19 protein-coding genes are annotated in these 21592 nt (G+C 47.4%); 2 read left to right on the forward strand and 17 right to left on the reverse strand.

Going from position 1 to position 21592, the window contains the following annotated elements; translation table 11 throughout:
* From QZ147_RS00775 to dsbD, 3 genes are all read right to left on the reverse strand, one after another.
* The coding region (locus QZ147_RS00775) for an FAD-dependent oxidoreductase (RefSeq protein WP_295146146.1) at window positions 1–728 on the reverse strand (728 nt) is incomplete at its 3' end.
* A 411-nt stretch (window positions 729–1139) separates the two neighbouring features.
* The gene (locus QZ147_RS00780; protein WP_295146148.1) at window positions 1140–2675 is read right to left on the reverse strand and encodes a flavocytochrome c; all 1536 of its coding nucleotides are present in this window, start codon (window positions 2673–2675) and stop codon (window positions 1140–1142) included.
* Window positions 2676–2735: 60 nt separating this feature from the next.
* Window positions 2736–4469, reverse strand: coding sequence for a protein-disulfide reductase DsbD (dsbD, locus tag QZ147_RS00785; protein ID WP_295146149.1), 1734 nt, complete (start codon window positions 4467–4469; stop codon window positions 2736–2738).
* An 84-nt stretch (window positions 4470–4553) separates the two neighbouring features.
* Here dsbD and ppk2 point away from each other — a divergent pair, with 84 nt between their 5' ends.
* A complete protein-coding gene (gene ppk2, locus QZ147_RS00790; RefSeq protein ID WP_295146150.1) occupies window positions 4554–5345 on the forward strand; it encodes a polyphosphate kinase 2 in 792 nt (263 codons plus the stop codon).
* A gap of 298 nt (window positions 5346–5643) precedes the next feature.
* Here the strand turns inward: ppk2 and dnaK are convergent, their stop codons facing one another.
* From dnaK to QZ147_RS00835, 9 genes are all read right to left on the reverse strand, one after another.
* Complete coding sequence (gene dnaK / locus QZ147_RS00795; protein ID WP_295146152.1) at window positions 5644–7521, reverse strand: molecular chaperone DnaK; 1878 nt, start codon at window positions 7519–7521, stop codon at window positions 5644–5646.
* Window positions 7522–7564: 43 nt separating this feature from the next.
* Window positions 7565–8101 (reverse strand): nucleotide exchange factor GrpE, encoded by a 537-nt coding sequence (grpE, locus tag QZ147_RS00800; protein WP_295146154.1) that lies wholly within the window; start codon window positions 8099–8101, stop codon window positions 7565–7567.
* Window positions 8098–8892, reverse strand: a complete 795-nt coding sequence (locus QZ147_RS00805; protein WP_295146155.1) for an HrcA family transcriptional regulator — start codon at window positions 8890–8892, stop codon at window positions 8098–8100. Before QZ147_RS00805 ends, grpE begins: the two co-directional genes overlap by 4 nt.
* Window positions 8893–9188: 296 nt before the next feature.
* A complete protein-coding gene (locus QZ147_RS00810) occupies window positions 9189–10466 on the reverse strand; it encodes a dihydroorotase (protein ID WP_295146157.1) in 1278 nt (425 codons plus the stop codon).
* A 2-nt stretch (window positions 10467–10468) separates the two neighbouring features.
* Window positions 10469–11398: an aspartate carbamoyltransferase catalytic subunit gene (locus QZ147_RS00815; protein ID WP_295146158.1), complete on the reverse strand. Its 930-nt coding sequence runs from the start codon at window positions 11396–11398 to the stop codon at window positions 10469–10471.
* 53 nt (window positions 11399–11451) lie between these two features.
* On the reverse strand, window positions 11452–11682 hold the full coding sequence (locus QZ147_RS00820; RefSeq protein WP_295146160.1) for a hypothetical protein: 231 nt from the start codon (window positions 11680–11682) through the stop codon (window positions 11452–11454).
* The gene (locus QZ147_RS00825) at window positions 11679–12716 is read right to left on the reverse strand and encodes a 3'-to-5' oligoribonuclease B (RefSeq protein WP_295146162.1); all 1038 of its coding nucleotides are present in this window, start codon (window positions 12714–12716) and stop codon (window positions 11679–11681) included. Before QZ147_RS00825 ends, QZ147_RS00820 begins: the two co-directional genes overlap by 4 nt.
* An 8-nt stretch (window positions 12717–12724) precedes the next feature.
* On the reverse strand, window positions 12725–14905 hold the full coding sequence (flhA, locus tag QZ147_RS00830; RefSeq protein WP_295146164.1) for a flagellar biosynthesis protein FlhA: 2181 nt from the start codon (window positions 14903–14905) through the stop codon (window positions 12725–12727).
* 2 nt (window positions 14906–14907) lie between these two features.
* Complete coding sequence (locus tag QZ147_RS00835; RefSeq protein ID WP_295146165.1) at window positions 14908–15312, reverse strand: Rrf2 family transcriptional regulator; 405 nt, start codon at window positions 15310–15312, stop codon at window positions 14908–14910.
* A gap of 151 nt (window positions 15313–15463) precedes the next feature.
* Between QZ147_RS00835 and rpsO the strand changes: the two genes are divergently transcribed.
* Window positions 15464–15736, forward strand: a complete 273-nt coding sequence (rpsO, locus tag QZ147_RS00840; RefSeq protein ID WP_295146166.1) for a 30S ribosomal protein S15 — start codon at window positions 15464–15466, stop codon at window positions 15734–15736.
* A 24-nt stretch (window positions 15737–15760) separates the two neighbouring features.
* Here the strand turns inward: rpsO and QZ147_RS00845 are convergent, their stop codons facing one another.
* The 5 genes from QZ147_RS00845 to ligA all read right to left on the reverse strand — a co-directional run bounded on the left by QZ147_RS00845 (window position 15761) and on the right by ligA (window position 21587).
* Window positions 15761–17077: an MFS transporter gene (locus QZ147_RS00845; RefSeq protein WP_295146168.1), complete on the reverse strand. Its 1317-nt coding sequence runs from the start codon at window positions 17075–17077 to the stop codon at window positions 15761–15763.
* Window positions 17078–17124: 47 nt separating this feature from the next.
* Window positions 17125–17829 carry a carboxy-S-adenosyl-L-methionine synthase CmoA gene (cmoA, locus tag QZ147_RS00850; RefSeq protein WP_295146170.1) on the reverse strand — a complete coding sequence of 235 codons (705 nt, stop codon included), beginning with the start codon at window positions 17827–17829 and terminating at the stop codon, window positions 17125–17127.
* Window positions 17830–18065: 236 nt separating this feature from the next.
* A complete protein-coding gene (locus tag QZ147_RS00855) occupies window positions 18066–18920 on the reverse strand; it encodes a bifunctional riboflavin kinase/FAD synthetase (protein ID WP_295146172.1) in 855 nt (284 codons plus the stop codon).
* On the reverse strand, window positions 18886–19599 hold the full coding sequence (locus tag QZ147_RS00860) for a TlyA family RNA methyltransferase (protein ID WP_295146174.1): 714 nt from the start codon (window positions 19597–19599) through the stop codon (window positions 18886–18888). Before QZ147_RS00860 ends, QZ147_RS00855 begins: the two co-directional genes overlap by 35 nt.
* Window positions 19600–19643: 44 nt before the next feature.
* The gene (gene ligA, locus QZ147_RS00865; protein ID WP_295146175.1) at window positions 19644–21587 is read right to left on the reverse strand and encodes an NAD-dependent DNA ligase LigA; all 1944 of its coding nucleotides are present in this window, start codon (window positions 21585–21587) and stop codon (window positions 19644–19646) included.
* Window positions 21588–21592 lie beyond the last annotated feature (5 nt).

Genomic DNA, 21592 nt, shown 5'->3' on the forward strand with positions numbered 1-21592 from the left:
GCTAGCACTACGCCTTTTTTAGCTTTTATAGTCTTTTTAGTTCCTGTGGTGTTTTCGGCGTCGTCTTTTTGGCTCTTTGGATCAAATTTATAATCCTCTCTGATGATCACACCGTCTACACCGCCGTCTTCACCTAGGACGAATTCGTCAAATTTAGCCCTTTGTCTTAGCTCGCAGCCTTGTAAATTTTTAAAATATTCTACCATCGGCTGAACGATACCTGAGCCTGAACCGTTAGCGGTTTGGAGTGATCTAGGTACGCTGTGTCCACCTGCGTGAGTGACCTTGTCGATGTATTTAGCGCCGCATTTTAGAGTTAGTTTATATGCATCTTGCGCGCGAGTAGCGATGGTGTCGATTAGATCTACGTGGTTTAGGCCGCGACCCGCTTTTAGGCAGTCTTTGATAAATAGCTCGTTGCTATCTTTGATGCCTTCGGCTTTTTGTTTGTCGCTGTTTGGAACGGCAAAAATTCCGCCGTTAATTACGGAGTTACCGCCTACGCGTCCCATTTTTTCTAGGATTAGGACTTTGTTGCCCTTTTCGGCTGCGGTGATACCTGCTGCAAGTCCTGCAAAGCCAGAGCCCACGATGACTACGTCCCACTCTTCGTCAAATTTGACGTCTTTTGAATTTACCGCAGCGTTTGTGTTTACGGAGCCGAGCGCTAAAGCACCCGCGCCGGCTAAGCTCATTTTTAGCATTTCGCGTCTTGACATACTCTTCATTTCGTATCCTTTTTAATTTTCATTTAAAATTAGCCCGATTTGAGCGACGTAGGTTCAAGATAAAATCGACTTTTATTTTACGGGAATTTGGTAGCCTCCTTTTTTTATCGTTTCGTAAAGTATATCGCCCCTTTTTTAAAAAGAAGATTAAATTTATAATAAATTACTTAAAAAAAGTAATTAAATTTTGTTAAAAGTTAGTATTAAAATTTATAGCGGGCAAATTTCTTGTACTCGGGTGCGATTACGTGAATTTTTAGATAGTTTTTACAATTTTTTAGGTATCAAAAATGCGCGCGACGGGCCTAAATTTTAGTTTTAAGCAAATCGCGCCTAAATCAGCGTAGCAGGTTAAATTTATTCGCACGGCGTAAAACCGAGCGAATATAAATTTAACCCGATCAAGCGAATTTATATAGTTTCGCCCGCGATCATTCCAAACACCATGCAATCAAGTATCGCATAGGTGCCTAGCCTGCTAGCCCCGTGCACGCCGCCCGTGATCTCGCCCGCAGCCCAAAGACCCGGTATCGGCGCGTGGGTTTTTTGAGAAATAACCTGCGCTTTTTCGTTGATCTCTAATCCTCCGCAAGTGTGGTGAACCTTAGGCATCGTGCGGCTCGCGTAAAACGGCGCCTTTGAAACGTCGATACCGCCTAGCTTATCTACGGGCTTGCCAAACTCGTCTTTGCCCGCTTTTACGCCGTCGTTATACTTTTTAATCGTCTCTTTTAGCGTCGCCGCGTCCATTTTAAAGTGCGCTGCAAGCGCATCTATGGTGTCGAATTTCCAAATTACGCCGGCTTCTAGCGGACGAGAGGTGTAAATCGGGTTGCGCGCGTCTACGGCTTGTTGGTCGCAGATATTTATAGGATAGTTCTCGTCCTTACCGATGACTGCAAAGCAAGCGTCGGATTTTATCTTACGCCCCGCATGCTCGTTCATAAAACGTTTCGCGGTTTTCGGATTTACGGTTAAGCCGTAGGTGTTGCAGCAGTGGTTGGTAAAATTTACCGCCGCGCCGAAGCCTTTTTCATCTGGCGAGCAGTAAGGTAAAAACTGTATCCACGACGTCTGCAACGTCACCGCGCCTATCTCAGTAGCTTTTAACATGGCTCCCGCGGAGCTTCCCGGGTGATTCGTGCTATCGATAGTAGGTACGATACGAGGGTCTTGGATCTGGCGGTACCAAATGTCGCGTCCAAAGCCGCCCGCCGCAAGCAAGACGCCACTTTTGGCTCTATACGCCTTTTTATCGCCGCTAGTATTTTCTAAATCGTCGCTTTTTAATTTGCCGTCGAATTTGTAGTTTTCGCGCGCTAAGACGCCGATAACGCGACCTCTTTCGTCAAGTACGAAATCATCGAATTTCGTTCGCGTTTTAATAGTTACGTTCGCGTCGCCTTCTAGTTTTTTCATCATCGGCTGAATATAGCCCGAGCCCGAGCCGTTTGTTGCTTGCAAACTTCTAGCTACGCTGTGCCCGCTTTCAAAGATTAGCTTATCGCTAAACTCCGCGCCGCAGCTAACTAGCAGATCCACCGCGTCGTTACTGCGGTCAAACATCGTGCTCAAAAGCTCCGTGTGATTTAATCCAAGCCCGTCTTTTACGGCATCTGCGATAAATAGCTCTTTGCTGTCTTTAATGCCTTGGGCTACTTGATATTTATTCATAGGAGCGGCCATATTTCCGCCGTTAATGACGCTATTTCCGCCCGCGCGACCCATTTTTTCAAGGATTAGTACTTTTTTGCCGCGAGCGCTAGCCTTTAAAGCCGCCGCAAGACCCGCAAAACCAGTACCTACGATTACGATGTCGTATTCTTCGTCGAATTTTACCTCTTTTTCGCCAACCGCAGCACTCGCGTTTACGCCGCTAAGAGCTAGCGCACTCGCGCCTAAAACGCCAATTTTGACGAAATTTCGTCTAGAAATTCGATTTGCCATCTTTACTCCTTTTAATAAAATGCTACAAAAGCATAATAGTACAAATTTTAAAAATTCGTATTACAAAATTTTATTAAGTTTTTTTAAGAAACCTTGCGGGTTAATAAAACCGATCGTGCGGGCGTGCGCTATCTCCGCGCCGTCCTTAAAAAACAAGATCGCGGGCGGATCTATTAGCCCGAAATTTCGCAGCATCGCGTCGTTTTGCTCGCTCTGCTCCGTAACGTCTACGCGAATTAGCGTAAAATTCGCGAGCTTTCCGGATACGGCCGCGTCTTTAAAAGTTATTTTTTCAAGCTCCTTGCAGCTTGCGCACCAATCGGCGTAAAAGTCGATCATTACGGGATTTTGCGCGGTTTTTATTATTTCGTTTAGCTCGCTTAAATTTCGGACGGTTTTAAAATTTAATTCGCCTTTTACGTCGGCCGTGCCGCTAAATTTTAAGCTTTCAAGCGGATTTAGCGCGTCTTTTGCGCCCGTACTTGCGCCTAAAATTAGCGCTAGCGAGTAGATAAAAACCAAAATCGCGAGCGCTTTTTTAAATTTGAGCGCCCCCGAGCCCGCCGCTTCGAACGCGCCTAAATACACCGCCCAAAATACGCCTATTACGCCGTATCCCGCTAGCTCAAAGCCGCTTCCTAGTACGCGCGCGAGCAGCCAAACCGCCATTGCTAGCAGCAAAAAGCCGAATGCCGTCTTTATGCCGTCCATCCAAGCCCCGGGCCGCGGTAAAATTTTACCCGAGCTTGCACCGATAAGCAGTAGCGGCGCGCCCATGCCAAGCCCCATCGTAAATAGCGCAAGCCCGCCAAATAGCGCGTTTCCGCTCTGCGCGATGTAAAGTAGCGCGCCCGCAAGCGGCGCCGCGACGCAAGGAGAGATAACCAGCGCGGAAGCAAATCCCATTACGAATACGCCCGCATATCCGGCGCCGTCGCGACTTTTGCGCGAGATTAAATTTTCAAATTTCGCTGGCATTTTGATGTCGTAAAATCCGAACATCGATAACGCCAAAGCGACGAATACCGCCGCAAAAACGCCCAAAATCCAGACGTTTTGCAGTGCGCCTTGTACGCCAAATCCTAACGCGCTCGCCGCGACGCCCGCCAGTGCGTAAGCTAAGCTCATAGCCAGCACGTAAACCAGCGATAGCAAAAAGCCTTTTTTCGCGCTAGGCGCCCCCGCGCTTTTTTTAACGATAATAGACGAAAGTATCGGTATCATCGGAAATACGCACGGCGTAAGCGATAGTAAAAGCCCGTATCCCAAAAAGGTCGCCAGCGCGATAATAAAGTTAGCTCCGCCTAGCCTGCTAGCGATATGCTGCTCGTCGCTTAGCTCGCCTAAATTTTCAGCCTGCGGGGCGCCTTTATTCGCCGCTCGGACGTTAAATGCGGCTCCCGATTTTGAAATTTCGAAAATTTTAAGCTGCGGGCGGTAGCAAATACCGTCTTTTGCACAGCCTTGATAAGAAATTTCAAGCTTTGCGGCATTATCTCGCATCATTTGCTCGATTAGCCCGAAGGGAATAAATAAAGTAAAATCCTTCGGGATGATCGCGTGTTCGTTTGAAATCTCGGTTCTTGGCATATTTAAAAATTCGTTGATTTTCTCGCCGTTTAGCTTAATCTCGAAAGTCTCGTTATAAATGTAAATATTTTCGCCGAATTTAAAACTAATCTCTAAATTTTGAGAATCTTTTGCGTGCGTAACGCTAAAAGCCTTGCTAACGTCGAGCACTTCGGCGTAAAGCGCGCTTAAAAACATAAAAAAAGATATTAAAATTTTAGCCATTTTACTTCCTTAAAAAAGGCGCATTTTACTTTGATTTATTAAATTTTGTAGTAAAATTCAAAAAATTCTTAAAAAGAGGCGAAAATGTCGAAACTAAAATGCGAAAACTACGAAAAAGAGCTGCGGCTGCTACAAATCGAACTGCTAAAATTTCAAAATTTCGTTAAAGAAAAAGGGCTTCGCGTACTAATCATAATGGAAGGACGCGACGCGGCGGGCAAGGGCGGCTCGATAAAGCGCCTAACCGAGCATCTAAATCCGCGCGGATGCCGCATTGTAGCGCTTGAAAAGCCGAGCGACGTCGAGCGCTCGCAGTGGTATTTCCAGCGTTACGTCGCGCATTTACCGAGTGCCGGCGAGATCGTGATCTTTGACCGCTCGTGGTATAACCGCGCCGGCGTCGAGCCCGTTATGGGTTTTTGCACACAAGAAGAGCACAAGGAGTTTTTGCGCGAAGTGCCTAGATTTGAGGAGATGATCAAAAACTCGGGTATAATTTTTTTTAAATTTTACCTTTCTATCACGAAAGGCGAGCAAAAGCGCCGCTTCAAAGAACGCGCGACCGATCCGCTAAAACAATTTAAAATTTCTCCCGTCGATCAGCGCGCCCAAGAGCTTTGGGATCAGTATTCAATCGCCAAATATTCGATGCTGCTAGCCACTCATAACGCAATATCGCCGTGGACGATAATAGCAAGCGACAATAAAAAAATCGCGCGCTTAAATATCTTTAAATTTATCCTCTCAAACGTAAAATATCCAAATAAAACGAGCAACCTGCTAGAATGCGACAAAGACGTCGTGCGCGGCGGAGACGAGGAGATAAAGCGTATCGAAGCGGGACTAAATAAAGAAAAATTAGACGCGATTAATTAAAGCGCCAGAAGGTAACGTTACATTTAAACGACCGCGAATTTAACGCCTTAAATTTTTTACGTCACTCTATTAGGCGGTTACGTTTATGTCGGCATACGGCGTAAAATTTTAGCGTAAAAAATAAAAGGAAGTATTTTAATGCAGATTTGAGCGTCGCGCGAAAATTTCAGCGGGGCTAGAAATTTACTTACGGCTACGAACGAGGCGAAGCAAATATAAGCTCACCGCGCTTCGAATTTTTGCCTATTTGCGGCAGTAAGCGCAACGAGGAGGAAGCTCATTGCGCTTAAATCAACGATTATTCGACTTCCGCGTCGATTACGTCGTCGTCTTTTTTCTTACCGGCCTCGCCGCTGCAGCAAGAGCCTTCATCCTTTTTATACATAGCTTCGGCTAGCTTATGGCTCGCCGAGCTTAGCGCCTGCGCTTTCGCGTCGATTTGCTCTTTGCTAGCGTTTTCGTCTTTTAACGTCTCTTTTAGATCGTTTAGCGCCGCTTCTATATTGGCGCGGTCGCTTTCAGGCACTTTTTCTCCCAGCTCGCTCATGCTTTTTTCGGTTTGATGCACTAGCGCGTCTGCTTGATTTCTAGCTTCTACGGCGTCTTTGCGCTTTTTATCTTCCTCTTTGTGAAGCTCGGCGTCTTTTACCATTTTGTTAATCTCGTCTTCGCTTAGGCCGCTAGAACCCGAGATCGTGATATTTTGCGCTTTACCCGTAGCTTTATCTTTTGCGGCGACGGTTAAAATTCCGTTTGCGTCGATGTCGAATTCGACTTCGATTTGAGGTACTCCGCGAGGAGCTGCCGGGATGCCTTCTAAGTTAAACTGTCCTAGCGATTTATTGTCCCTGGCGAATTCGCGCTCGCCTTGAAGCACGTGGATAGTTACGGCGTTTTGGTTATCTTCGGCGGTCGAGAAAACTTGCGATTTTTTAACCGGTATCGTCGTTCCTTTTTCGATTACCTTAGTCATCACTCCGCCCAGCGTCTCTATACCTAGGCTTAACGGCGTAACGTCTAGAAGCAACACGTCTTTTACGTCGCCTTTAATAACCGCGCCTTGGATAGACGCGCCGATAGCCACGACTTCGTCCGGGTTTACGCTTTTATTTAACTCTTTGCCGAACGCCTTTTTAACTTCCTCTTGCACGAGAGGTACGCGCGTAGAGCCGCCTACCATTACGACTTCTTTAACGTCTGATTTATTTAAGCCGGCTTCTTTTACGACTTCGTTGATTTTCGAGATAGTCTCGCCGACTAGCCCTTCTATCATTCCTTCGAATTTTGCTCTGGTTAGCGTTTTTACTAAGTGTTTAGGCCCGGTAGCGTCGGCGGTAATAAACGGCAGGTTAATATTCGTTTCGCTCGCCGAACTTAGCTCTTTTTTAGCGTTTTCCGCAGCCTCTTTTAGACGTTGAGACGCCATCACATCGGCTTTTAGATCGATTCCCGTTTCGGCTTTAAACTCGCTTACCAACCAGTCGATGATAAGGTTATCAAAATCGTCTCCGCCCAAAAACGCGTTACCGCCCGTAGCGAGTACCTCGACCACGTTATCGCCCGTTTCTAGCACCGTTACGTCAAACGTACCGCCGCCTAGGTCGTAGACCAAAATTTTTTCCGCCTCTTTTTTATCTAATCCGTAAGCAAGCGCCGCGGCGGTCGGTTCGTTAATGATACGAAGTACATTTAGTCCCGCGATAGTTCCAGCTTCTTTCGTCGCTTTTCTTTGACTATCGTTAAAATACGCAGGTACCGTAATAACGGCGTCTACTACTTTTTCGCCGAGATAAGCTTCGGCGTCCTCTTTTAGTTTCATTAGCACTTTTGCGGAAATTTCTTGCGGCGTATATACTTTACCCGCGATCTCCACCGCGCAAGCGCCGTTGCGATCCGTCACGTGATACGGAAGGCGAGCTTTCGCTTGTTTTGCCGTCTCTTCGTTGCTCATTAGGCCCATTATTCTTTTGATTGAATAAATCGTCTTTTCGGGGTTAGTTACGGCTTGGCGTTTTGCCACGTCGCCTACTAAAACCTCGCCCTTATCGGTAAAAGCCACGATAGACGGGGTCGTATTTTTACCCTCTTTATTAGGGATTACCTTGCTTTCGCCGCGCTCGAATACCGCGACGCACGAGTTTGTCGTTCCTAGGTCGATACCTATTACTTTTGCCATTTTTTATCCTTTTTATTAAATTTAATTTTTAGTTTCTCGCCGATTAGTTCGCTATCGACACCATCGCCGGACGTAAGACGCGTCCGTTTATCAAATACCCTTTTTGCATGACCTGCACTATCGCGCCGCTTTCGTGGGCGTCGCTATCCGCGCGCATTACGGCGTTGTGGACGTTAGGGTCAAATTCCGCGTCGGTCGCGATCTCGCTCACGCCGTGCTTTTCAAAGCATTTTTTAAACTGCTCGATCGTAATATTTACGCCTTCTTTTATCTTTGCGGCTAGTTCGTCGCTTCCCGCGTCGAAATTCGCCGCCATTTCGAGCGCGTCGATGACGGGCAATAAATCGCGCGCGAATTTCTCGTTCGCATAACTTGCGATATCGGCCTTTTCTTTTTCAAAGCGCTTTTTCATATTTTCAAAATCCGCGTTTGCGCGGTAATATTTATCCGTTAGCTCGCTCAAGCTCTGCTCTAACTGTGCGATTTTGGCGCATTCCTCGTTAGAAACGTCGAAATTTTCGCCTTCTTGCGCTAAATTTTGCGCATTTTCGTTTAGAGCTTGTTCTTTTTTTTCGCTCATGCTGCCTCCTTTATTTGATTTATAAAATTTAAATAATCGCTAAAAACGCTGCCCGCGCATATCATAACGGCGTTTCGCCCTTCAAAATCGGCCTTAAATTTTAGTCCCATAAAGCCGTCTTCAAAAATCGGCGCAAACGTTAGCGGTTCGCTCATATGCACGGCGAAATCAGGCTGTAAAATCATCTTATAGCGCTCGTCCTCAAACATTCTAAACGCTAAAATTTCGTTTTCTTGGAAGTAAATTCTAGCCCGTTTTAGCTCTTTTATCTTACTCCTTAGCTCGCTAAGCCCTACTTGCGCGCATACTAGCGATAGCCTGTCTAGACTGATGCCTAGCAAATTTTGTAAAAATTTCTCCACGCGCGCGTCGTATTTTAAAACAAGCTCGTCGGCGCTAAAATTTAGCACCAAAAATCTATCGTTTAGATTTAAAATTTCCTCTAAATTTTGCTCGCAATCGCCGAAAACCATGCAGTAAAGCTCGAATTTGTCGCATAAAATTTTTAGCGCGCGTTCATCGGTAATACTAACGCTACCGACGCCGTTTGCGAAAATTTCGCTCCAATACCGCCTCATCGCGCTTACGGTAGGAATTCTACCGCCGCTAATGTGAAGCTGCGTTATCTCGCCTTCGTCAGAGAGCTTTTTAAAATAAACCCGTATCGTAGAGGCGGGTATCGCGACGTCCATCCGCGCGCCAAGCTCATTCGAGCCTATGGGCGAACCGCCGCGCAAATAAGCTTCGATGATAGAATTTAAGATCATATCGCGCTTACTAAACTTATTCATTTCCACTCTTTTTAGCACTCGTTTGTTTTAATTGCTAGCGGGATTATACAACTTTGAGCCTATAAATGTCAAGGGGTGTAGTTAAAAAATTTTATTTATTTATATTTAGCGTATCAAGCTCAACTTTTATTATGGTTATAACTGAAATCTTTAAAATTTAAAAGTCGTAAATTTTAGCGCAATCCGCCTAAAAAGAAGGATACGCTAAAAATTTGAAGTTAAAACGTAAGCAAAATTTATAAGCCGTAAGCAAGTAAAATTTCAGCGCAAAGGTTTAAACGCGCCAAGATTTTACTCTACTCGCCGAATTTATATACGATGCGTCCGCTTTTTATCGTAACGGCCGCCGCGCCTTTTAGTGTCTTTCCCCAAAGCGGAGAATTTCGCGACTTAGAGCGATTTAGCTTCTCGTTGTAAACGTATGTAATCTGCGGATCGATTACGGCGATATCTGCCAAAAATCCCTCCGCTACGCGTCCTTTATCCGCTAAATTTAGCATTTTAGCCGCATTCAAAGACGTAAGCGCCGCCATTTGCTCCAAGCTTATTACGCCCTCTTCTACTAGGCGTAAGGTAAGCGGCACTAGCGTTTGAAGTCCGATAATGCCGAACGGCGCGCGGTCGAATTCCGCGATTTTCTCGTCGTCGTGGTGCGGAGCGTGGTCGGTAGCGATGACGTCTATAAGCCCGTTTTTAAGCGCCGCGCGGATCGCCTCTACGTCGCGCTTTTCGCGAAGCGGCGGCGACATTTTAAAGCTCGTATCGTAAGGATTATTCAAAATTTCCTCATCCGTAAAAGTAAAATGGTGAGGCGCGGCCTCGCAGGTGATATGCACGCCCTCTTTTCGCCCCATTTCGATAATTTTTAACGAATACTCCGAGCTTACGTGGGCGATATGAATATGCGCGCCTGTTAACTTTGCTAGCAGCATATCGCGACTAACGGCGATCTCTTCTTTTTCGCGCGCCATCCCGCGAAGTCCCAAAATAGCCGATACTTTACCCTCGTGCATGACGCCCTGCCTGCACAGCGAGCAATCCTCGGAGTGACTAATACAAAAACTGTTAAACATTTTTGAATATTCAAGCGCCGCGCGCATAACGCTAGAACTGCTAACAGGCAGTCCGTCGTCGCTAAACGCTACCGCTCCGGCTTCTATCAAATCGCCCATCTCGACCAGCTCCCCTCCGCCGAGCCCTTTGCTAATCGCGGCGATAGGCAGTAAATCTATAAGCCCGCATTCGCGCGCCTTTCGTATCATCTCGCGCGTGATAGAGGCGTTGTCGTTTACGGGGTTGGTATTGGCCATACATAAACACGTCGTTACGCCGCCCGCGACCGCCGCGCGCGAGCCTGAAATTATGTCGTCTTTATATTCCTGACCCGGGTCTCTAAAATGTACGTGCATATCGATAAGCCCCGGCATTACGAGCTTGCCGCTCGCGTCTATCGTCTCGTCGCCCACTACTTCGTCCGTAGTTACGCGCGCGATTTTATCGCCGTCAATTAACACGTTAGCCTTAAATTTTCCGTCCGCATTTACGATAGTTCCGTTTTTGATCGCTATTTTCATATCTAGCCCCTATTTTTTATAAGCGTACTAAGTATCGCCATTCTAATCGCTACGCCGTTTTCTACTTGGTTTAAAATAACCGAATGTCCGCCGTCGGCGACGTCCGAGTTTAGCTCTACGCCGCGATTAACCGGCCCCGGATGCAGCACGATGGCGTCAGGCTTTGCCAGCGCCATTCTGCGCGCGTTAAGCCCGAAAAATTTAGAATACTCGCGCGAGCTTGGAAACGCCACGTCCGCGTCGCCGCGTTCTAACTGAATTCGCAGCATTATTACGACGTCCGCGCCCTCGACGGCTTCTTCCATTGTTTTGCAAATTTTACACTCGAATACTTCGGCGTCTTTGGGCATCATCATCGCGGGAGCGAAGAGCCTTACGGGAATACCGAATTTTTTCATCGCCCAGATATTAGAACGAGCTACGCGACTGCGCGCTATGTCGCCGATGATAGCCACTTGCGTTTGCGGGCCTAAAATTTTGCCGTATTCTTGCAGAGTTAAAAGATCAAGCAGAGCCTGGCTTGGATGCTCGTTCGTGCCATCGCCCGCGTTTACGATCGAAGCGTCCGTATGCTTTGCGGCAAAGGCCGCCGCGCCCGAGCTAGGATGGCGCAACACGATAATGTCCGTTTTCATCGCAGCCATATTATTCATCGTGTCGATTAGCGTTTCGCCTTTTTTAACGCTTGAATTAGACGACGTAAAATTTACCGCGTCCGCGCCCAAACGCTTCGCGGCAATCTCAAAGCTAGTTCTGGTGCGCGTAGAATTTTCGTAAAAGGCGTTTATCGTCGTGCGCCCGCGCAGGTAATCGCACTTTTTGACGTCTTTTAAATTTAACTCCTTAAACTCGCGCGCCGCGTCTAAAAAATACGAAATTTCCTCGCGGCTAAGATCTCTCGTGCCTAGCAAATCCTTGCGTTTATAACCCATTTTCGCGCTCCTTTATTAAAATTTTCGCGTCCGCGCGCCGAATAGCTTAAATTTTACTTCTTAAATAACTCGGCGCGGTGCTTTTTCATATATTCTACTATCTCTATAACCTCGTCTACGCCTTCGGCGCTAGAATTTTCAAGCGCTTCGTCGATACACTCGACGTAAATTTCAGCCGCCTCTTCAAGCTTGCTTTTTTTCACGCCCGCATAATAAAGCATGCCTTCTAAAACCACGCTAAGCTCGTAACTTAGCTCATCTACGTTAACGTCTTCTTCTCTCATTTTCGCTCCTGTATTTTTTTAGTTATCAGATCTTCCACCTGAGCCTTTATCGCCTCGTAACTAAATCCGTCCTTAAACGCGGCAAACATCCCGCCGCTGGCGTTTACGTGCCCTCCGCCGCCCACTAAATGCTTTGCCATCGCGCTCACGTCGATATTGCCGTTTGCGCGAAAGCTCATAGTTTTTTTATTAGTAACGTCTATGAAAAAATCAAATTCCGGATTTGCCACCAAAAAATCGTTCCCGATAACCGAGACGTTTCCTATGTTATAAGTTAAAATTCCTCTTGTTTCGCCGTATTTTATTTCGAATTTTTCGCGGTTTTTGGTTAGTAAATTTACGACGTAGGCGGAGACTAGGTTACTTAGCGTATCGTCTTTTTCGCTTCTAAAAAAGTCCTTTTTAATGCCGTGAATAGCGTTATCTAGGGCTATATAATCGTTTGCGTCCGCGAAAAATTCCCGCGCGCGGGATAAAAGATAGAACAAATACTCGCTATTCTCGCGCTCGAACATTATTTTATTTATCTCCTTGGCGCCCGAAATTAGCCCGAGCCCTACTTTACCCATCTCAAAATTTAAGTCGTCTTTTAGCCAAATATCCACCGCGTTTACCACGTCCGTAAATTTCGCCAGCTTCGCGTCCTCGCCGAACATCGACGAGAAAAAATCGTAAGTAATTTTCGTCGCGCATTTTGAGACGTCTAAGAAATACCACTCGTAAGCGCTCGCGCACTCGGCGCCGCTAGCGTGGTGGTCTAGTAAGAAAATTTTAGCGTTTTTACCCGCTAGCGCGTTCGTAAAATCCTCGCACTGCGCGGAGGTTAAATTTAAATCCGTTATTAAAACGACGGCTCCGCCCGTATATCCCGCCGCCTCGTCCGCCTCGATAGCGCCTAAAATTTGCGCGAATTTTTCGTCGATCTCGCGTCCGTAGTTTGAATTGCTAAAAATTACGTCTTTAAAGTAAAAATTCGCGACTACCTGCGCGCCGTAACCGTCTAAATCGGTATGCGAGAGATGATAAATTTTCATATTTTTCCTTATAAATTTTCTACTTCTACGACGCCCACCGTCTCAAACGGCGTATTAGGCGAAATTTCGGCAAAGCTTAGCACCACTATATCGATGGCGAAATTCGCGCAGATATTAGCGATAAATTTGCGTAAACTAGGCTCTACGCAAACGATCATCGGACCTTGCTGGCTGATCGGTCGTTTTTCTTTGGCCTGCCTTAGCGCCTGCACGATAGCCGAGGTCTGAGCGACGTTTATCATTAGATGGTAAGCGCCGTCTTTATACTGCACCGCGTCCATTAGCCGCTGTTGCACGGAAGTTTCTAAAATATAAAAATTAAGCTGCCCCTGCGCGTCGGTATAAAGCGACGTAATTACGCGGGCGAGCGCGGCTCTTACGTGCTCGATGATCATGTCTAAATTTTTGCTAACCTCGGCTATATCGCTTAGCGCTTCTAAAATAGTTAGCAAATCCTTAATCGGAATGCTATCTTTAAGCAGCGATTTTAGCACCTTTTGAATTAGGCTTATAGGCGCGATTTTTAGCGTATCTTCGACCACGACCGGATAGTCCGTTTTTAGCTTGTCGAGCAAATTTTGCGTCTCTTGGCGCGTTAGCAGCTCGGCGGCGTTTTGCTTAATTAGCTCGCTCATATGCGTGCTAATTACGCTTGCGGGATCTACGATCGTATAGCCGCTTAGTATCGCGTCCTCTTTCGCGCTCGCGTCTATCCACAGCGCGTCTAGCCCGAACGCCGGCTCTTTGGTAGGGATACCCTCGATATCCTCGCTGGCAAGCCCGCTATCCATCGCCAGAAATTTATCCGCGTAAATTTCGCCCTGCCCGATCACTACGCCTTTTAATTTAAAGCGGTATTCGTTAGGCGGTAGCTGTAAATTATCGCGGATACGAATTTTAGGCATCAAAAACCCAAGCTGCGAGGCGATCGTTCGACGCATCGCGCGAATGCGCTCGATTAGATCGACGTCAGCTAGTTTTAGCAGCCCGTATCCAAGGTCTAGCTCTAAAATTTCAAGTTTTAAAATATCGTTAATTTTAGTCTCTTCTTCGCGCGCTATCTCTTCGTCGCTTTTTTTAGCGGGCTTAGCGCTAGCTTGCTCGGACGCGGCTTGCGCGCCTTTTTGCGTATGAATCTTCGCGCCGCCTTGCATAGAAGTCGCGGGTACTAGGAAATTTCCCTCTTGCGTCTGTTTTACCATATATCCGAGCCCTAAAAATAGCAGCGCTATAAAGCCCAAAGACAGAGTCGGAAGCCCAGGCACCAAGGCAAACATAAATAAAATAAAGCCCACTATTAAAAGCGTTTTATAATCGCCCAAAAGCTGTTTTAGCGTGCCTTCGGCGAAATTTTCGTCGTCCTTGCTGGCGCGCGTGATAATAATCGCCGTCGCGGTCGAGGTTATAAGCCCCGGAATTTGACTAACCAAGCCGTCGCCGATCGTTAAAATCGTATAATACTGCGCCGAAGTCGCCATATCCAGCCCGTGCTGAAACGAGCCGATCGCAAAGCCTCCGATAATGTTAATAATCGTAATGATGATGCCCGCGACCGCGTCGCCTTTTATAAATTTCGACGAACCGTCCATCGCGCCGTAAAAATTCGCCTCGCCGATAATCGCCTGCCTACGTTCTCTGGCGGTCTTTTCGTCGATTAATCCCGCGTTTAGATCGGCGTCTATCGCCATTTGCTTACCGGGCATCGCATCGAGCGTAAATCTCGCCTGCACTTCGCTCACGCGCGTAGAGCCTTTGGTAACGACCATAAAATTTATGAGAACCAAAATACAAAATACGATGATGCCGATGACGTAATTACCGCCCACGACGAACTCGCCGAAGCTTGAAATTATTTCGCTTACCGCGCTAGGTCCGTTGTGCCCTTCGCTTAAAATCATACGCGTAGTGGCGATATTTAGCGAAAGGCGAAAGAGAGTAACGATGAGAATTAGCGTCGGAAACGTGCTTAGATCGGTGGGCTTGGGCACGTAGATGGAAATTAAGATGATTAGCACCGAAATAGAAATCGAAAGCGCTAGAAAAAAGTCTAAAACCGCGCTTGGAAGCGGTACTATAATAATGGCTAAAATCGCCATTATCACGCCGACTATACTTAGGCTTTTAAATTTTATCACGGGCGCCAAAAACGGCGCTACGAGGGTTAAAATAGTATTTTTTTGCTTTGCCAAAGTTATTTCTTAATAATGTCGCTAAGCTTTATATCGCCCAAGGTTTCGTCGATTTTACTTTGTAGCGCGCAAAACATCGTCCAAATTTGACAACTTTGCGCCTTATTAGACGGGCATCCCTGCTCGCCGCCGGAGCATTCAAACACACTTACTTCGCGTCTTTCGGCGCATTCTACGATTTTTTTAACACTGATAGCCGAAGGCTCCGCAAGCAGCGAAAATCCGCCGTTCGCGCCTTTATAAGATTTTAAAATTCGATCTTTGGCTAAATTTTGTAAAATTTTAGCTAGAAAGCTTTTTGAAATTCCAAGCTCGTTTGATATCGTATCGACGTCTACGGGCGAGGATTTTTGAGATATAAAAATAAGCGATAAGAGCGCGTATTCGCTCGCTTTCGTAAAAAGCACGTTTTTCTCCGTTAATTTTAAATAGCCCGCTATTTTATTAAAATTTTACTGCATTTTTCATTAATCGATAAATTTAGCCGTTTTAGCTAACTTTATGTTTATTGCGCTATAATCGCGCTCTATTTTATATTTCACCAATCAGGAGGTCATCATGGCTTTGGATTCGGCTAAAAAAGCGGAAATTGTTGCGAAATTCGCCAGAAAAGCGGGAGATACGGGCTCGCCGGAGGTTCAGATAGCTCTTTTATCGGAGCGTATCAACGGGCTAACCGAACACCTTAAAATTTTCAAAAAAGACTTTTCGTCTCGTCTAGGTCTTTTAAAACTAGTAGGTCAAAGAAAAAGACTTTTAAAATACCTTAAAAACAAAGACTATGCTACTTACTCTAAACTAATCGCCGAACTAGGCATTAGAGATAAATAATTTTCGGGGCTCGCCCCCGAAAATTTAAAATTCAAGCGCCTCTCGCTTCGTCTCCTTTCCTATTAACATTACGATGATCGCCGCCGCGATCAAAACAGCCGCAAAAAGAGCAAAAACTAGCGAAAATTTAGACGCGTCCGTAAACAGCCACGCAACCGCCATAGGCGCTACGATACCGCCTACCCTGCCGCATGCGCTAGCCCAGCCGCTACCAGTCGCTCTAATTTTGGTAGGATAATTTTCCGGAGTATAAGCGTATATCACACCCCAAGCGCCTAGGTTAAAAAACGACATTAAGCAACCCCAAACGATAATTTGCGCTTCGTTCTGCGCGCCTCCGAAAAAATACGCCGCCACCGCAGAACCCAGCAAAAACGCTCCTAGCGTATTTTTCCGTCCGATCCTATCCACTAAAAGCGCCGCCGCTACGTAGCCGGGAATTTGCGCCAGCGTCATAATCAGCACGAACCAAAAGGATTTTACTATGTCAAATCCCGCCTTAAAAAGCAGGGTCGGCAGCCACATAAATATGCCGTAATAAGAAAATACGAGCCCAAACCATAAAGCCCAAAGGCAAATCGTACGCTTAATGAATTCTTTGCTAAACAAAATAGTAAAATTCGCCCCGCTCATCCGCTTTTTAGGCGCCGTATCGTGCGGTAAATTTTTAACGCCCGAAATTAGGGCGTCTTTATTTATATTTTTAACTATACTTAAAGCCTCGTTTTCTCTGCCGTTTTTTAGCAAAAACAGCATCGACTCGGGAAGCGTTTTGGCTATAACCAAAGCCCATATAATCGGCGCCGCGCCGATATAAAACGCGCTTTGCCAACCAAGCTTAGGTATCGCAAAATACGCCGTAACCGCGGCCGCTAGCCAGCCTACCGCCCACGAGCTTTCAAGCCACACGAGCATTTTGCCTCTATGCTTTGCGGGGGCGTATTCGCTAACTAGCGTGACGGCTACCGGTAGCTGTCCGCCAAGCCCGAATCCCACGACGCAACGAAACGACAAAAGCGACGCAAAGTCCCATGAGATCGCGCACAAGATACTTCCCGCGCCCGCTAAAACCATCATCGCTAAAAGCACCTTTTTACGCCCGAATTTATCGGCTAAACCGCCCGAAAATATCGCCCCAAGCGCCATTCCCGCAAGCCCCGAGCTACCAAGCGCGCCGATTTGAGCGCCGCTTAGCCCCCACTGCCTAGCAAGCTCGGCGATAACAAAAGATATAATGCCCGTATCCATCGCGTCAAAGGCCCATGCCGCCGCCGTTATAAGCAAAAATTTAACGTGCCATTTAGATAGCGGCGCGTTTTCAAGGTATGTTCGCAAGTCCATTTTTATCCTTTCGAGTAAATTCGTCCGAAATTTCGGCGGTAGAACCGTTATTTAAAGGCGATAAACGTCATAAAATTCCCCCACTTAAACACGCTCTCTACCCGCTTAAACCCCGCATCAAGCGCGAGCGCGCGGTTTTCAGCCTCGGTGTAAGGAATTAGCACGTTTTCCAGCGCCTCGCGTTTTTGGGCTATCTCAAAACGCGTGTAGCCCTGCTCGGCTTTGTAATTTTCGTAAATTTCGATCATATTTTTGGCGAATTTTTTATCTTCAAAGATAATCTTCTCGCTAAAAACGAACGTCCCGCCCTCGTTTAATCCGCGGTAAATTTTACCGACTAGCTCTGCGCGGCGCGGCGGACGGATAAATTGCAGCGTATAGTTCATCATTACGCAGTCAAACTCCGCAAGCCTCGTATCTAGCGCGTCGCCTACGCTTAAATTTAGCTCCGCTCCGTATGCGCGCGCCTTATTTAGCGCCTTTTGTATCATCGCTTCGGAGCTATCGATACCGTAAAGCGCCAAATCGCCGCGTAATTGCCACAACAAAAGAAGGCTCGTGGCCGTCGAGCAACCCAGATCGATAACGCGGGCGGCGGACGGTAAAATTTTTGCTAAAATTTGAGCCGTAAGCTTCCCGCTAACGTCGTAGCATGGCACGCTACGGCCGATCATATCGTCAAACACGCTCACTACGAAATCATCAAATTCAAACTGCTTTTTGATGGGTTCTTTAAAAATTTCATCCTTCATTTTTTACCTTTAAATTTACGCAAAATTTTACGAGCGCGAAACGGAGAATTTCGCCGCGGCGCCGACTGACGGAAGTACCGCGAAGCGGACTAACGCTAAAATTCTTGCCGATAAGGCGCGATATTTTTAGACGGATTTGAATATTGCAACGAAATTTTCGACCGAGATAGGACATATAGCCCATCGACAGGAGAAAATTTAAGCTCATTCAAAGGCGCTAAAAAGATAAGCCGCCGCTAGCGTAAGAAAAGTTCGCACGAGCCGCTATATTTCTTCGCCTCTTTAATATCCGTTTCGATCTGCTCTTTTAACGCCTCTAAATTTTCGAATTTCTTATTATCGCGCAAACGTTTAATAAAGCAAACCGCCGCATGCTGCGGTCTTGCGGTTAATTTTTCGCCGATTATATGCGTCTCGACGCTAAATTTCCCGTCCGTGCTTACTCGGTTGCCGATAAAAGTCACCGAGCCGTAAGTCGCCCCGCCGATACGCGTGCGCGTAGCATAGACGCCTTCTTTGGGCAGCAAATACGCCTTGACGTCTAAATTTATCGTGGCCACAAGCTCGCGCGCGCCGATACCCTGCCCGCTAATCGCGTCGCCTTCTATCGAGTATTCGCGCCCGATTAGCGCGTTTGCGGCGGCGATTTCGCCGTTTTTGATAAATTCGCGGATTGCCGAGCTATGCACGCCCATGCCGTTAAAGCAATATTCGTCCACTACGACGACCTCGCCGCTAAAAATTCGGCGCAGATCGTGCTTGTCCCACGCGCGTCCGCGTCCGAAGCGAAAGTCGTAGCCGACTACGATTTTCTTTAAATTTTTAAAGTCTCGCTTTAAAAGCTCGATGAATTCTTCTCCGCTTAAATTTTTAATCTCTTCGAATTCGTATAAAAAGCACGGATAACGCGAATATTCGGCGCGTTTTAGGCGCGGCGTGATGTTTGCCTTGTTTTTATCGATCACCACGAGCCCGCCGAATTCCCCGAGCCGCTTTAAAAGCTCGCGGTGTCCGCGGTGTACGCCGTCGAAATGCCCGATCGCTACGGCGGTGATGTTATCTTTTGTTAAAAGCGTAGAAAAATTCGGCATTGCCTTCCTTTCCTTTTATCTCGCACAAAGCGGAAATTTCTAGTATCCAGCCCAGCCGCGACGCGGCTAACTCGAATTTCGCGCGCGCGGCTTTTACGTCCTTGGCGTCGGTTACTACGCCTTTTTTATTCCTCTTCGCTTCGCGCCCGACTTCAAACTGCGGCTTAAAAAGCGCGATAATTAGCGCGCCGTTTGCGGCGTTTTCGTTAAGCGCGGGTAAAATTTCAAGCAGCGAAATAAAGCTTACGTCGCAAGTTATTAGGCTAAATTTCCAGCCTCTAAACTCGCGAACGTCGGTATTTTCGTAAAATTTTACTCGCGCGTCGGCTTTTAGCGCGGGGTCTAGCTGATTAGTCCCTACGTCCACGCAAGTTACGCTTTTCGCGCCGTTTGCCAGCAAAATTTGCGTAAATCCGCCGGTGCTGGCTCCGACGTCGAGCGCCTCTTTACCGCGCACGCACTCTTCTAGGGCGAAATTTTGCAAAAACGTCTTTAATTTAAGCGCGCCTCGCCCGACGTAAATTTCATCCGTTAGCAAAATTTCATCGCCCGGACTCGCTTTAAAGCTAGGTTTATCGCAAACCGCGCCGTTTAGTAAAATTTTACCGCCTAAAATTAGCTCCGCCGCCTTATTTCGGCTGATATTTAGGGTGTTTGCGGCAAATAGATCAAACCTCATCGCGCCGCTTTAAAATTTTACGCGCGAAATTTCGCCTAAAATTTTCAAATTTCGCCCTTTAATCTCTCAAACTCCGCTTCGTCTATCACGCGCACGCCCAACTGTATCGCCTTTTCTAGCTTACCGCCAGCTTCTTCGCCGGCTAGCACGAAGTCCGTTTTTTTACTCACCGAGCCCGCTAATTTGGCACCCAGAGCCTCGATTTGCTCTTTAAATTCCTCTCTCGGGCGGCTAAGCGTGCCCGTGATAACGAAAGTTTTGCCGCTTAGCGCGCTTTGAACGGCTTCACGCCGTATCGCTACCGGGCGGACGACGGCGATTAGCTCCTCGACGCTAGCGCGATTTACCTCTATAAATTCGGTTAAGCTCGCCGTCATCTCGGCGCCGAAGCCTTCCAGACTCTCTATTTGCTCCTTCGTTGCGTCCAGCCACTCCTCGCCGAATGCCTGCTCGATCTTGCGAGCCGCGACTTCGCCGATATGCTCTATGCCCAAAGCCGCGATAAACCGCGCCAAACTAGCCCCCTTGCTAGCCTCGACGGCCGAGAGTAGATTGGCGATCTTTTTTTCTTTAAATCCCTCTAACCGAGATAATTTTTCAGAGTTTAAAGAGTAAATGTCTATTACTCTCGTAATAAGCCCTCGTTCAAATAGTAAATTTACGATAGCTTCGCCTAGACCGTCGATATTTAGGCACTTTTTAGACGCATAGTAAATAACTTGATTGATCGCTCGCGCGGGACAAGAGAGATTTTGACACTTTATAAACGCGCCTTCGTCGAGCAAATGCGAGCCGCACTCGGGGCAGCGCGTCGGACGCGAAATCGGCGTTTGCGAGCCGTCTCTACGCTCTTTAAAAACACCCGTGATCTTGGGTATCACGTCGCCAGAGCGAATGACGCTAACCAAATCGCCCTTCATAAGCCCTAGTCTCGCGATCTCGTCGAAGTTATGCAGCGTCGCCGAGCGTACGTTCGCGCCGTCTATATTTACGGCTTCTAGCACGCCTACGGGCGTCACCGCACCGCTCCTGCCTACTTGCAGCGCGACGTCTAAAAGTCTCGTAGTCTTTTCGATCGCGGGAAATTTATAAGCGACCATAAATTTTGGAAATTTTACCGTGTAGCCTAAATTTTCGCACTGCGCCAAGTCGTCCACGCGCGCGACCATGCCGTCCATCATCACGTCTTTGGCGTCTCTTTGCGCCAAAAGCTCGCGATACGCGCCCGCAAGCCCAGCCGCGTCCGTCACGTAAAAAAATTCGTCGCGCTCAAATCCCAAAGAGCGCACGAAGCCCATAACTTCGCTGTGAAGCTTAAAATTTAGCGAATTTTCGCCCACGCCCCACGGGATAAAAAGCAGCCTGCGCGACGCGGTAACCGCGCTATTTAGCTGACGAAGGCTACCCGCGGCGGCGTTTCTAGGATTTGACAGTGGCGCTTCGCCGTTTGCGGCGCGCTCGTCGTTTATCGCGTCAAAGTCGCTTTTTTTAATAACGACCTCTCCCCTAATTTCGATACGCCCGCCGTAATCTATGCGCGGCAAAACACCCTTAACCGTGCGCGCGTTCGCCGTTATCTCCTCGCCTATAAATCCGTCTCCGCGCGTGATCGCGCGAATTAACGCGCCGTTTTCGTAAAGCAAATTTAAGCTCGCGCCGTCGAATTTGGGCTCGACTACGAAGCTTAAATTTTGCTTTTCGCCCCGTTTTAGCCACGCCGTAAGCCCGTCCGCGTCGAAAATATCCTCCATGCTCCACATGCGCTTGATATGCGCGGCCTTGCTAAATCCCTCGCTAACGCCGCCGCCCACGCGCGTCGTCGGCGAAAATAACGAGACTTCCTCTGGATGCGCGCTTTCGTAATTAAGCACGGCGCGATAAAGAGCGTCGTATTCCTCGTCGGTGGCGATCGGCGCGTCGTCGTCGTAATACGCCTTCGCCCATGCGTTTAGCGTATTTACCGCGTTTTCGTATTCGGTTTTCGTCATTTTTA

This window comes from uncultured Campylobacter sp., assembly GCF_905371695.1.
Classification (GTDB): Bacteria; Campylobacterota; Campylobacteria; order Campylobacterales; family Campylobacteraceae; genus Campylobacter_A.